This is a genomic window from Microcoleus sp. PH2017_12_PCY_D_A (assembly GCF_020738565.1).
GTDB lineage: Bacteria > Cyanobacteriota > Cyanobacteriia > Cyanobacteriales > Microcoleaceae > Microcoleus.
On record NZ_JAEQCI010000020.1, the window covers coordinates 1 to 13,225 of the forward strand.

Genomic DNA, 13,225 nt, shown 5'->3' on the forward strand with positions numbered 1-13,225 from the left:
TGTGCATCATTACAATGCTAATTTACAACTCTAAATGCCTACTTTTCTTTGACGTGAGTTTTATTCTCTCGATCCTTTCCTTCAGGGCACTACCAAAAATTTTAGGACTAAAGTCCTCACTACAAACCCATGAAAGAGGTTTGTAGTGAGGACTTCAGTCCTTCCGAAATTATTTGCGACTGTTAAGCCATTTAGCAGCAACTATCCCCAAAATACCTGCAACTACTGGATTGCCCAAAAACTTCATCAAACTAGGCTGTTCTGCCAGCACTTCTCGGAAAATATCCGGGTGATTTTGATAGGTAAACGAAGCCAGCTTGGTAACATCATCAGCAGTCATGCGGCTGGCGTGGTGAGTAGAAAGTCCTAGCTGCTTTTCCAACTGGCGATCGTTCAATCCTCTCTTGTCCAACTGCTTGAAGAACTCCCGGGCCACATCGTCCCGTTCGTTCGGCTTAATTTGGGCGATCGCATCAAGCAATTCCGGTTCCAACTGTGCCGGCGGGAGAGACTCGTGATTCAAAGAACGCCCGAATAATTGTTTGCGCCGATCCGGAGAAGTTCTCTGAGCAAAATCGTCAAAATTTTCGTACTCTTCACCGGTTGTCTCAGGCATCATTTCTCGATCGCCCTGAGCCAAATCGCTCATGATTTGACGCTTGTAATTATCGCTGCTACTCATGGTAATTATTTTTCCAACTAAACAACAGTTCAGTCTCAAAGTGAGATTGCTTCGCCTTCAAAAAACTGCGGAAGATTAAAGCGTCGCGCTGCTATAAATCCCGCTTTTTAACCTGTCAAGACTTGTATTCAATCTGATTTGATTGCTGGTCGTACTTAGCCGTCAAAATCAGTTTTTTGTCAGGAGCATAAACCAAAACACTTAAATCCTGATTTGGGAAATTGCGGTGAAAACCTTGGGCTAAAGATTTCGCCAAATCTTTTACTTCAGTAGGGCGGACTTGCGGGGTGATTACAACTCCCAACTTGTTATTGTCGCGCACGTAAGCATCCTGAACCAGGCCCTTAGCCGTCTTTGTTACCCATTGACCAAAATCTTGACCTGCGGCGGTATTGCCGCGTTCTAGCTGCGCGTAATAGCCCTGACTGCCACCAATTGCTACAGGTACGTTAGTCGGTTTTTGGGCGGAAATGCTGGGGGCGCAGGCAGTAGTAACAGCCAGCATTAAAACCAAGAGTAAGCCCGCAATCATTTTGCGACTCTGCTGCAATAAACTCACTTTTTTTCCTCCGTGGTGAAAACATCTTGACTAATTTTCACTAATGGAGAGGGTCACGTTTCTAGACCCTCTCCATTAGTATTAGGCTCAGTCTATTTTCTTTTTGATCTCATCTTTTACATCTTCGATCGCGTGGCTAGCTTCAGCTTGTTTTTGCTTCATTTTGCCTTCAGCTTTATCCTTGGGGTCGCCAGTAACATTGCCGAGGGCTTCTTGAGCAGCGCCTTCGATGTTTTTGCCAGTTGCTTTGGCTCTATCTTCTGTGCTCATGGCTTTCTCCCTTTTTGTATCTAATTTGACGCTTTTTACTTAAATTCATCATAGGTAACAATGAGCTGGCTTGCACTCTGCCTGTAGGAAGAAACAAGGAAGAAGTCTAAGGGAAGAGGTTTGACTAATTTAACCGAGGTTAGGAATAGGGAATAAGGAAAATTTATTGTTGAGTCGAGGATAGACTGGGACTTTCATGCTGACCGTTTTTTGACCTAAGCTGCTAGCTGCAACGAAGTGTTTGGCAGAAAAAACTCGGTGTACAGCCACCCGTGCGCCCAGGACTGCTTTTTTCAACCAAAAAGAATTTAAAATTATAAATTTATGTTTAATTCTTCCTTCTTTCTTTTTCTTATTATTCCTGATGAGTAATAATTAACGACTAACGACTAACGACTAATGACTGATGACTAATGACTAATGACTAATGACTAATGACTAATGACTAATGACTAATGACTAATGACTAATGACTAATGACTAATGACTTCAAAAAAAGAGTGTGGGCAAGACCTCATCTTACCCACACCTCAAAAAAACGTTATTAGTTTTAATCTGACTTGTGATGACATTTTTCATCTATTTTGTGCTGAAGTTCTTCTTTCAACTGTTCCACAGCGCGCATAGTTTGAGCCTTTTCTTGTTTCTGCTGGTCGAGGGCTTTTTCTGTTTCCTCGGGAAGCAATTTTTCCCTTGATTTTGGTAACGTGACTTCGCTGCCACTTACAGTGTGGATCGGGTTTTCTTCAATATTCATTAGTTTTCACCCTAATTTATGCCAAAAATATTTTCAACAAGGCTACTTTAAAGTTGACCTTAGCTCGATCCTAAGGGATATCACGGAGAGTGGCTTCTGCCTGAAGGGAGATAGGGGCTGGGAAGAGTGCGTGAGTTTTGGGTTTTGAGTATTATACTAAGAGAAATTACGGAGAGTTCCCTCTGCCGGATGGGAGATAGGCCAAGGGGAAGAGTGCCTGAGTGCGTGAGATTGCTTGGTGACTCGCAAGGCTAGGCGGTGAAGGCGTTAGCCAGAGGCAGGGAGGAGAGCGTGCCAGAAGAGCGGGGGAGGGGAGAATTTTTCTGCAGCACGATCGCACAAGTGGGTTCTGCCGTTTGTTTGATGAGGCTGCTTGAACCTCCGTCACAGATTGAGAGAAAAATCGGTGACAGGTTAGTGCAGAATTAAGTCAATGCAGGGACGTTTGACCGTTAAAATCAACAGGGTGCAGAAATTGCCAAGTTTTGTGGCGATCGACTGAAATAATCTGCTTTCACCAGAGTTACCTTCCGGGCTAACGAACCGCAGGATTGAACTAAAATTTCTGTTATTAGTAAAAAGTATCTAAAACCCTATGGGAGCAAGGAGCAGTAACCCCCTCGAAGCAGACGGCCCAACTTGTGAGCCGATCGAAATAGGCGTGTTGCATTCGCTGACGGGAACGATGTCCATCAGCGAAATTTCTGTAAAAGATGCGACGCTGTTGGCTGTTGAGGAAATTAATGCGGCTGGAGGGGTACTGGGACGCCCCTTGGAAGCGGTGATAGCAGATGGAGCCAGCGATTTGCAGACTTTTGCTCAAAAAGCTAAGCAATTGCTCCAAGAATCGCAGGTGGCGGTGGTATTTGGTTGTTGGACTTCGGCTAGTCGCAAGGCGGTACTGCCGGTTTTCGAGCACTCTAACGGGTTGCTGTTTTATCCGGTGCAGTATGAAGGGCTAGAACAAAGTCCGAATATTTTCTACACTGGTGCGGCTCCTAACCAACAGATTGTACCTGGGGTGAATTACTTGCTGGCTCAGGGGAAGCGGAAAATTTTCCTGTTGGGTTCTGATTATATTTTTCCCAGAACAGCAAATATGATTGTGAAAGCTCAACTGGCGGCACTCGGAGGAGAGTTGGCGGGGGAAGTGTATCTGCCGCTGGGTTCTAGGGAAGTGGACGAGGCGATCGCACATATTTTAGCAGTGAAACCGGATGCGATTCTCAACACTCTTAATGGCGACAGCAATGTGGCTTTTTTCCATCACCTGCGGGAAGCGGGTTTGAAACCGGAGGATTTGCCGGTGATGTCGGTTAGCGTAGCAGAAGAGGAAATACGGGCGATCGGGCCGTCCAATATTGCCGGACATTTGGTGGTTTGGAACTATTTTCAAACTGTTGATACAGCGGAAAATCAGAAATTTGTCAAGGATTATAAAGCGAGATACGGGGAAAATCGTGTCACGGATGACCCAATCGAAGCGGCTTATTTGGGGGTTTATCTGTGGAAGGAAGCAGTAGAAAAAGCTGGTTCGACAGATGTGGTTAAAGTCAGGATGGCTGCTAAAAATATTGAGTTTGCAGCTCCCTCGGGCACGGTAAAAATAGATGCTCAAACCCAGCATACCTGGAAAACAGTGCGGATTGGTCAGGTGCGATCGGACGGTCAAATTGAGGAGATTTGGAATTCGGGCGCGCCGGTGCAGCCAGATCCTTTTCTCAAAACCTATCCTTGGGCGGCGGCGCTTGCTCCGAAGCAGATTTCTGTGGGAACTCGGGCTTCTTTGATCGGGCTGTTTGTCATCATGGTACTGATCGCTTGGATGGCGGCGGCAGTCGGGTGGATGGGTGCTGTGGAGATGAAGAACTATTTGCTGGCGATGCAGGCTGCCTCAGCTCCGGGGGGGGTTCCGGAGGCAACAATGGCGGTGCTGGCCGATCGAACTCGGGCTGTGGCGAGCCGCACTCAGAGTTGGCTGGTGGGGGCTGTGGTTTTGAGTTCGATCGCAGGTATAGTCGCTTGTGTGTCGGTGTCGGCGATTATTCGCAATTTGGGTTTGCTCCGGGAAACTGCCCAAATGATGGCGAGCGGTGATTTGACGGCTCGATCGCCTGTGGTGTCTAATGATGCGATCGGGGTGCTATCTTCTACTCTCAATACAATGGCTCAGCAAATTAGCAGTTTGCTCAAAGGTTTGGAGGTGCGGCAACAACAGCTAGAGGAGCGATCGCGCGAATTGGAAGTTGCTAAGAACGCTGCGGAAGCTGCTAACAGGGCGAAAAGCACTTTTTTGGCAAATATGACTCACGAATTGCGGACGCCCTTGAATGCGATTATTGGCTACAGCGAGCTGCTGCAAGAAGAGGCGATCGAACTCGGCGAAGAAGAGTTTGTGATGGATTTGGCGAGCATTAATATGGCCGGCAAGCAGTTGCTGAACATTATTAGTGACATCCTGGATATTTCTAAAATTGAAGCAGGAAAGATGACTCTTTTCCTGGAGACTTTCGAGGTGTTGAATTTGGTCGATCAGGTTGTGACTACAGTTCAACCGCTGGTGGGGAAAAATGGCAACACTTTGAGCGTCAATTGCGATCGCGATATCGGCACGATTTACGCTGATTCGGCGAAGCTGCGACAAGCGCTGTTGAATTTGGCGAGCAATGCTGCTAAGTTTACCGATCGAGGCAAAATTACGATTAATGTTTGGAAGGAAGAAGGGGAAGTTTTGCTCGTGGGGAATGCCGAGGAGATCTCGGCAACTCCCCCTAGAGGCTCCAATGCTGCGATCGTTTTCCAAGTAACCGATACGGGTATCGGAATGACAGACGATCAGGTGTCGAGGCTGTTCGGAGCTTTCGCGCAAGCAGACGATTCGACTACCCGCAGGTACGGCGGCACCGGTTTGGGGCTGACAATTAGCCGGAAGTTTTGCCAGATGATGGGGGGAGATATTCATGTTGAGAGCCAGTTTGATTGCGGTTCTAGTTTTACGATTCGGTTACCGATGATGATGAAAAGGGAAAAAGCAGTCAAGGGCGATCGATCGCAGGAAGAAACAGGTTCGCAAGAAGTGCGATCGCAACCGCTGGAACTTCCCGATGCAGCGACTGTGCTGGTAATTGACGACGATCCGGACTCGCGGGATTTAATCGCTCGCTGCTTGTCAAAACAGGGATTTCGGGTGCTCTCGTCAGCTAGCGGCGAAGCAGGGCTTGAGTTAGCTAAGGAGTCGCTACCGGATGCAATTACTTTGGACGTGATGATGCCGAGTATGGACGGCTGGGCGGTGCTGTCTGCTTTAAAAGCCGATCCCGATTTAGCTAATATTCCGGTGATTATGTTGACTTTTTTGGACGATCAAAATCAAGGTTTGGAATTGGGAGCGGCGGAGTATTTGAGGAAGCCTTTGGATTACAAGCGCTTTGCTGATTTACTGAGTAAATATCAGCGTCCGCAGAAGTAGTCAGTTGACAGTTGACAGTTGTCATTATCTCCTATCCCTTCAATTACGGGAATAAAAAAGGTTTGTAGTGAGGACTTTAGTCCGCATCCATCTGAGGACTGAAGTCCTCACTACAAACCAATCTTAGTATGGTCATGCGCTCGGACATGATATTAGGGTCATTAGTTGTTAGTAATTTAGAATTAAATACACGATTGTTAGCGGTTGTCAGCAGCGATGAAAAAAGCAATCGAAGTATCTGTTTTTCAGTCTCGTTTTGCCGGCCGGACTGTCCGATCGCAACTGTATGGATTTAGAATTACTATAATATGTGAAAAATTGGAATTTAAGACATGACAGATAGAAGTGCCTTGCTCACCAGAATTACTCAAACACCTGGTAAATGTGGTGGCCGCCCCTGTATTCGCGGCATGAGAATTCGTGTTAGCGATATTTTGGAAACCCTGACAGACAATGTAACCGCTAGCGACATTCTAGCTGACTTTCCCGATTTGGAGCCCGAAGACATTCAAGCGTGTCTGCTCTTTGCATCTCTCAGCATTGATTTCCCCAGGATAGCAGTATGATTTTCTGGTTGAATGCTCAATTGCCTCCGAGTTTGGCGAATGGTTAACCGAAACATTCGATGTCAGAACTGTCACACGGCAATATATTAGATTGCAAGATGTTCAATATTTTGAGATATTTAATAGGATTAAATCAATCAATTTAGATGATTAAATACTTAATTGCGATCGCGATTAATTTGGATACCATTGTTTCATTAGTCATTAGCTAACATTGAGACATTAATGACTAATGACTAATGACTAATGACTAATGACTAATGACTAATAACTAATGACTAATAACTAATGACCAATGAATAATTAATCTAAAAATCCCATTAAGGTCGAGCTGTCGTCAATCTCGTTTGAGGCAATCGGGCGGTTTCCTCCCATTGTGGAGTAAACTTCGTCAATGTGCAGAGTGCTCATCGCAATAGGGCGCGCACCGGACATACTGAACATTTCGCTGACTTGGATCGCGCTGGAACCGATCGGGCGTCTGCCGAGTGTAGCCACCACTTCAAAGTCGCTGGCTTCGATCGGGCGATTGCCTACAGTGCCGTAGGTTTCGCTGATCTGCAGGGTGCTGGTGCCGATCGGGCGATTCCCCGAGATCGAGACGGTCTCGCTGATGGTAAAATCGTTTGGGCCGACGGGGCGGTTGTCATGTAGGACTGGTGGCTGATAAAGTTGAATGCCCGCTGATTTGGCTTCGCTGGCGGGTGGTAGGGCCTTGGTAGTGCCTTTGCCGCCGCGGGGGCTCGCTTTGACTTTATCTTTGGGTGTGAGAGCCATAATTTTTTTTCCTTGCTGATTACTGGGTTCGGACAACTGCTTTTCTGGGCTTTCTGCTTTCTATTTGAACCGATAATTAAAATAATATTATAAAGTTTAACTATTTTCTTAACGAAATTGCAGAATCTCTGAATTTTTGTTAAAATTTATCGGTAATAGCGACATTTTCCTATGGTAACTGCGGCAGCATCTTTTCAATTGCAAGCGCCCTTCGATCCCACGGGCGACCAACCGCTAGCGATCGCCCAACTCGTCAAAGGCATCCAAGCGGGCGATCGATTTCAAACCTTACTCGGTGCCACAGGTACAGGCAAAACCTTCACCATTGCCTCGGCGATCGAACAAATCGGCAGACCTACCTTAGTCTTAGCACACAACAAAACCCTGGCCGCTCAACTGTGCAACGAGCTGCGAAATTTTTTTCCCAACAATGCAGTCGAATACTTTGTCAGTTATTACGACTACTACCAACCTGAAGCATACATCGCCGTCAGCGATACTTTCATTGAAAAGACGGCCGCAATTAACGACGAGATCGATATGCTGCGGCACTCCGCCACGCGATCGCTCTTTGAACGCCGCGACGTAATTGTCGTAGCATCAATTAGCTGCATCTACGGCTTGGGAATGCCCGCAGAATACCTGAAAGCTTCTATTCCTTTGCAAGTAGGAATGGAAGTCAACCAGCGGCAAGTTTTGCGAGATTTAGTCAACGTCCAATACAGCCGCAACGACCTAGATTTAGGCAGAGGCAAATTTCGCGTCAAAGGCGATGTCGTGGAAATCGGCCCCGCCTACGAAGATCGAATTATTCGCGTCGAATTCTTCGGCGACCAAATTGATGCCATTCGCTACGTTGACCCCGTAACAGGTAAAATCATCCAAAGTACCACCGCTTTAAATATTTATCCAGCGCGCCACTTTGTGACGGCTGATGATAAATTAGAGGCAGCTTGCCAAGGCATAGAACTCGAATTAGAAGACCGACTGGCAGAATTTGAAAAAGAAGGGAAACTCTTAGAATCTCAGCGGCTAGAACAGCGCACCCGCTACGATTTGGAAATGCTGCGCGAGGTAGGATACTGCAACGGAGTAGAAAATTATTCGCGGCATTTAGCAGGTCGAAATGCCGGAGAACCGCCCGAATGTTTGATTGATTATTTCCCGAAAGATTGGATGTTGGTAGTAGATGAATCCCACGTCACAGTGCCGCAAATTCGGGGAATGTACAACGGCGACCAAGCGCGCAAAAAAGTGTTGATAGAACACGGTTTTCGCTTGCCCAGCGCTGCGGACAACCGCCCTTTGAAAGCAGAGGAATTCTGGGCAAAAGAGAATCAGTGCATCTTTGTTTCTGCTACGCCTGGTAATTGGGAAATAGAAGTATCGGAAGGAAGAGTTGCCGAGCAAGTAATTCGCCCTACGGGAGTAGTCGATCCGACAATTTTCGTGCGCCCGACGGAGGGACAAATTGACGATTTGTTGGGGGAAATTAAGGAGAGAGTTACTCGGGACGAGCGCGTTTTGGTGACGACTTTGACGAAGCGGATGGCGGAAGATTTAACCGAATATTTGCAAGAAAGGGCGATTAGAGTCCGGTATTTGCACTCGGAAATTCAGTCGATTCAACGCATCGAAATTATCCAAGATTTGCAGGATGGTAAGTTTGATGTGTTGATTGGCGTTAACTTGCTGCGGGAAGGTTTGGATTTGCCGGAAGTGTCGCTGGTGGTGATTTTGGATGCGGATAAGGAGGGGTTTTTGCGATCGGAACGTTCTTTAATTCAAACGATTGGGCGGGCGGCGCGCCACGTGCAGGGACAGGCTATTTTGTATGCGGATAATTTGACTGATAGCATGGTTAAGGCGATCGACGAAACGGATCGGCGCCGGGGGATTCAGCTAGCGTACAATAAGATGCACGGGATTACTCCGCAGCCGATCGCGAAAAAGCGATCGACTAATGCAATTTTGGCATTTCTGGACGTGTCGCGCAAGCTGAACTCGCAGCAGTTGGAGGAGGTTTACGAGCAGGTGGATGAGTTATCTTTAGACGAGATTCCTCAGTTAATCGGGCGCTTGGAGACGCAGATGAAGGCGGCGGCTAAGAAGTTGGAGTTTGAGGAGGCTGGTAAGTTGCGCGATCGCATCAAGCATTTGCGCGATAAGTTATTGGGGCATTAAACCCGGCGGTTGAAATCGCGTCTATACAAGCAAAACCCGCCGGCGCGGGTTGAAGAATGGGCGGAGATTGTGCGATCGCATTAAGCACTTGCGCGATAAGCTGTTAGGTCATTAAGGCAAAATTGAAAAATTGAATAGAGCTTTCAGTCCATCTGCGATCGGCTGATACTCTTCAGGGGTTAAAGTGCCAAGATAGCGCGATACTCGTCGCATATCTACAGCACGTATTTGATCCAGCAACACTGTCGAGTCGGAAATGAGATTTCCCACTCCTGCCGGAAGACTTGGGTATAAGATGGGATTTTGTGCAGCCCAATTTCCTGATTGTCTGGTTATCGGCACAACAATTAACAGCGGAAAACGTATCGCACCTGTTTGACTGGGTATCCCGACTACTAAAGCAGGACGTTTTCCTTGCTGTTCGTGAAATGGAGGTATTTGAGGGGCGAAATCAACCAGTACAATATCCCGGAGGGTTATATTAGACACTGGATTTTTCGACCCCTTCTTCTTCAACAATAACGCAACCTACCCCAGGTAGATACCGCACGGCTTTACCAAGTGTCATGGGGTCTACATCTCCCCAATCATAGGGTGGAATTTCACCTTCTAGGTAAAGTTCGCGCCAAGTTGAGTTTTCCAATTCTTCGTCAGAAATATCAGGGAAAAGTATGAGCACTTCTCCAATACCGACAGGAAAACCATTGAGTTTGCTCAAGCCATCGATTACGGTAGCTAGAAGGGATAAGTCTATCTGGTGCAGATTTTCGGCTTTTTCGATCAGTTGGTAGATGGTTTCAGGATTGACTGTTTCGGGGATTAATTCTAGCAAGCTGTCAGGGGTGAAACCTCGACTCTTGAGGTATTCAGCTAGTTGCAAACGAATTGTACTCATAGGTTTTGTGAGTAAAAATTTTTAGGCTAAAGTGCGATCGCCCTTTACCATTATCCTATTTTTTGGATGGGAAGGGCGATCGCACTTTTTACCAGATTCCTAACCTTTGGGCTGATTCGCGATCGGATAAGTTTTTGTCTGAGCGCTAATCATCAGAAAGGTTAGATAGCTATTGAGCTTGTCCAAACTTAGCTATGAAATGGTAAATTTCGTCATTACTCAGGCGGCCAAAGTCTGGCGGGTTAACTATGCCCCTGCCTTTGACTACCAGTTGGGCTATCGCAATCAGCATGGTACGGACTTGCCAGCCTAAAGGGTTAGGATACAATTGTCCATCTTCTGTGCTAAAATTTTGGGACATATTATTTGTGGTTAGGTTTGCTGTTGGTGGTTTGAAAGTCAAGAGGTCAAATCATCTGGAGTTTTCTAGCCAAAACGAGGGTTCTGTCTGAATTTGTAGTTCAGGCAGCCTTTTTCGTTTTCACTACTTTATTTCTAACAGATTGACTCTAGAAAGTCAACCGGGTCGGGAATTTTTGTTTTGAGAATAAGGGATTTAAATTGAGATATTTACTAAACTAAATTGAGATATTTACTAAACTAAATTGAGATATTTACTAAACTAAATTGAGATATTTGCTAAACTAAATTGAGATGTTTACTAAACTAAATTGAGATGTTTACTAAAATGATTGATATTTAAAATACTAAAATAGGATTGATATTTAAAATACTAAAAAAAGTTAGTTTTATTTACGATCGCCCCTACCGATCGACAGTATCCAAGTGAACAAGCGATTTGGGAGACAGCAATGAGCAAATTTCAGTTATTCGATGCAGTGAGTTTAACCGAACCCATCGCCCTCGCCGATCGCCCAAAACACCACCCAAACAAACTACTTACTCAATACCGCAGCATCCGTACTGCTAGCAAAAGCCGGACTAATAAACTCATCCTTCTCGGAGGCTGTGATGAAACCCTTGTCTACAGCTAGCTGCATCACTTCAGTCAGAAATCCTCTGAGCGCATCTAATACTTGAGCGCGATCGCACTCAAACTGCTTTTCCCAGTATGAAGATCCAAACTTAATCAAAGTGCAGTTAATTTTATTGCCAGCGGGTACTAATTTGATAGTTATGCAGCAACTTTCAGCAAACGTAATTTCAATTTTTTTACCTTGCGATAGCTCGGCAATTTGGAATGGTAGTCTATCCCAAATTAAACATATATCCGGCTCCAAAAAAACTTGGATTTTTTCTGAGCCTATTTTCCATACAACCACATGATTGTATTCAAAAAAGAAACGCCTTAATCCCATTTCAAAGTCAGAAAATTCTCCCAATGGATCTTCGGGAGGTTCAGCGTAGATATCAAAACTGAGCTTTTCTAATCCGATCTCAAGTTTATAACTATTATTCATTGCCATTACTCCCGTTAAATCGCGATAAAGTGCGGCTATTTACTACCGGATAACCGGAATTCAGCGTTCCATCAACATCCCTTTGAATAAAAGCGCGAGAGACATTTTCAGTAATTGTTCCGTCTGGATGATAAACTCTACCAATAGGACGCTGAAAATCAATTATGTACTTACCTGAATATTTTGGTACTAATTGCTCAGCCATTATCCAGTCCTCTGCATTTAGCCACTGTCCTTGGTCATCATTAGTGCTTGCTGCTCTGCCGACAAATCTGTTGGCTTTACGTTTTGGCCCGTGATAACTCTCTATATGATCGTAGGCTTTAGTTGATTTAGGATTGTTCCATTGCGGTTCGCTTCCGCTACCTGTCCATTTACAACCGCTGCCAACTTCTACGCTTAAATCTATTATATCCTGTTGAACAATTTCTGCCACTTCTCTATATTTTTGATTTGTACAACATACATGATATTAAAAAAGTGGTAAGTTGGGTTTCGTTACTTCCACCCAACCTACTAATAAACTTACGGTGTCGGATTCGGATACTTAGCGTGCACCGCATTAATTTCCGCTACAATCTCCTTATCCAATTCCACCTCCAAACTACCGAGATTTTCCTCCAACTGTTCGAGACTTGTTCCACCGATAATTGTGCTAGTCACAAACCACCGCGATCGCACATAAGCCAAAGCCATCTGCGCCGGACTCAAATTGTGTTTTTGAGCAATCTCAACATACGCTTTCACCGCATCATTCAGATTAGTTTTATCGTAACGCTGACCGAATCCTGCGAACAAAGCCAGCCGCGAATTTTCCGGTATTCCATTTAAGTATTTACCCGTTAAAAGTCCGAATCCTAAAGGACTGTAAGCCATCAATCCCACATTTTTAAAGCGGCAAGTCTCTGCCAAATTCATGTGAAAAGTCCGATTGCTCAAACTGAAAGCATTCTGAATCGAAATAACCTTCGGCAAATCGTGTTTTTCGGCTAATTCGCAAAACTCGCAAACTCCCCAAGGCGTTTCGTTGCTCAAACCCAAATAGCGGATTTTGCCAGCTTTAATTAAGTCAGCAAATACCTCTAACTGTTCTAAAATTGGTACAGTTTCGTGTTCTTGGGCGATGTCGTAGTCCGGCGCGCCAAATAGGGGCACGTAGCGATCGGGCCAGTGGATCTGATAGAGGTCGATGTAGTCTGTTTGCAGGCGCTTCAGGCTGTCGTTCAGGGCTTTTTCGACATTTGGGCGATCGATCTGATTTTTCCCTTCCCGAATCCACTTTAATCGAGTGCTTCTCCCCGCCACTTTAGTTGCTATAATGACTTTATCCCGCTGCTGTCGCGCCAACCATTCGCCGATATATTCCTCGGTTTTTCCCTGAGTTTCGGGTTTTCCCGGCACCGGATACATTTCTGCCGTATCGATAAAGTTGATGCCTTTATCAATGGCAAAATCGAGCTGTTCAGCCGCTTCTGCAACCGTATTCTGCTGGCCGTAAGTCATCGTACCCAAACAGATTTCAGATACTGATAAGTCGCTGTTGCCGAGTTTTTTGTATTCCATTATTTCGATTGCCTGACAAATATCAGATTCTATTTTACCGAAAAACAGCGACTTTGTTTATAATTGGTAAGGTACGCAATCC

General features: G+C 45.5%; 14 protein-coding genes. 3 read left to right on the forward strand and 11 right to left on the reverse strand.

Annotated features, from left to right (window positions below; translation table 11 throughout):
* Positions 1 to 169 precede the first annotated feature (169 nt).
* The 4 genes from JGK39_RS04675 to JGK39_RS04690 form a co-directional block, all read right to left on the reverse strand.
* The gene (locus tag JGK39_RS04675) at positions 170 to 682 is read right to left on the reverse strand and encodes a hypothetical protein (RefSeq protein ID WP_293252260.1); all 513 of its coding nucleotides are present in this window, start codon (positions 680 to 682) and stop codon (positions 170 to 172) included.
* Between the two features lie 115 nt (positions 683 to 797).
* Positions 798 to 1,214, reverse strand: a complete 417-nt coding sequence (locus JGK39_RS04680; RefSeq protein ID WP_366048767.1) for a hypothetical protein — start codon at positions 1,212 to 1,214, stop codon at positions 798 to 800.
* 114 nt (positions 1,215 to 1,328) lie between these two features.
* On the reverse strand, positions 1,329 to 1,511 hold the full coding sequence (locus tag JGK39_RS04685; RefSeq protein ID WP_293252256.1) for a CsbD family protein: 183 nt from the start codon (positions 1,509 to 1,511) through the stop codon (positions 1,329 to 1,331).
* Between the two features lie 550 nt (positions 1,512 to 2,061).
* Positions 2,062 to 2,268, reverse strand: coding sequence for a hypothetical protein (locus JGK39_RS04690; RefSeq protein WP_293252254.1), 207 nt, complete (start codon positions 2,266 to 2,268; stop codon positions 2,062 to 2,064).
* Positions 2,269 to 2,863: 595 nt separating this feature from the next.
* Between JGK39_RS04690 and urtA the strand changes: the two genes are divergently transcribed.
* Both urtA and JGK39_RS04700 read left to right on the forward strand, forming a co-directional pair.
* Positions 2,864 to 5,737 (forward strand): urea ABC transporter substrate-binding protein, encoded by a 2,874-nt coding sequence (gene urtA / locus JGK39_RS04695; RefSeq protein ID WP_293252252.1) that lies wholly within the window; start codon positions 2,864 to 2,866, stop codon positions 5,735 to 5,737.
* Positions 5,738 to 6,069: 332 nt separating this feature from the next.
* Positions 6,070 to 6,303, forward strand: coding sequence for a DUF433 domain-containing protein (locus tag JGK39_RS04700; RefSeq protein WP_293252250.1), 234 nt, complete (start codon positions 6,070 to 6,072; stop codon positions 6,301 to 6,303).
* 303 nt (positions 6,304 to 6,606) lie between these two features.
* On the opposite strand, the gene JGK39_RS04705 is transcribed toward JGK39_RS04700, so the two are convergent.
* Positions 6,607 to 7,080, reverse strand: a complete 474-nt coding sequence (locus JGK39_RS04705) for a hypothetical protein (RefSeq protein WP_293252248.1) — start codon at positions 7,078 to 7,080, stop codon at positions 6,607 to 6,609.
* A gap of 171 nt (positions 7,081 to 7,251) precedes the next feature.
* Here JGK39_RS04705 and uvrB point away from each other — a divergent pair, with 171 nt between their 5' ends.
* Positions 7,252 to 9,264: an excinuclease ABC subunit UvrB gene (gene uvrB, locus JGK39_RS04710; protein WP_293252246.1), complete on the forward strand. Its 2,013-nt coding sequence runs from the start codon at positions 7,252 to 7,254 to the stop codon at positions 9,262 to 9,264.
* Positions 9,265 to 9,375: 111 nt separating this feature from the next.
* Here uvrB and JGK39_RS04715 read toward each other — a convergent pair whose 3' ends face one another.
* From JGK39_RS04715 to JGK39_RS04740, 6 genes are all read right to left on the reverse strand, one after another.
* Positions 9,376 to 9,753: a type II toxin-antitoxin system PemK/MazF family toxin gene (locus JGK39_RS04715; RefSeq protein ID WP_293252244.1), complete on the reverse strand. Its 378-nt coding sequence runs from the start codon at positions 9,751 to 9,753 to the stop codon at positions 9,376 to 9,378.
* On the reverse strand, positions 9,746 to 10,159 hold the full coding sequence (locus JGK39_RS04720; RefSeq protein ID WP_293252242.1) for a hypothetical protein: 414 nt from the start codon (positions 10,157 to 10,159) through the stop codon (positions 9,746 to 9,748). The genes JGK39_RS04715 and JGK39_RS04720 overlap by 8 nt, the downstream gene beginning before the upstream one ends.
* A gap of 169 nt (positions 10,160 to 10,328) precedes the next feature.
* On the reverse strand, positions 10,329 to 10,520 hold the full coding sequence (locus tag JGK39_RS04725) for a hypothetical protein (RefSeq protein ID WP_190744611.1): 192 nt from the start codon (positions 10,518 to 10,520) through the stop codon (positions 10,329 to 10,331).
* A gap of 535 nt (positions 10,521 to 11,055) precedes the next feature.
* Positions 11,056 to 11,580: a hypothetical protein gene (locus JGK39_RS04730; protein ID WP_293252237.1), complete on the reverse strand. Its 525-nt coding sequence runs from the start codon at positions 11,578 to 11,580 to the stop codon at positions 11,056 to 11,058.
* Positions 11,573 to 12,016, reverse strand: coding sequence for a hypothetical protein (locus JGK39_RS04735; RefSeq protein WP_293252235.1), 444 nt, complete (start codon positions 12,014 to 12,016; stop codon positions 11,573 to 11,575). The genes JGK39_RS04730 and JGK39_RS04735 overlap by 8 nt, the downstream gene beginning before the upstream one ends.
* An 89-nt stretch (positions 12,017 to 12,105) precedes the next feature.
* Entirely contained in the window at positions 12,106 to 13,143 is a 1,038-nt protein-coding gene (locus tag JGK39_RS04740; RefSeq protein ID WP_293252233.1) for an NADP(H)-dependent aldo-keto reductase, read from the reverse strand.
* Positions 13,144 to 13,225: the final 82 nt, after the last annotated feature.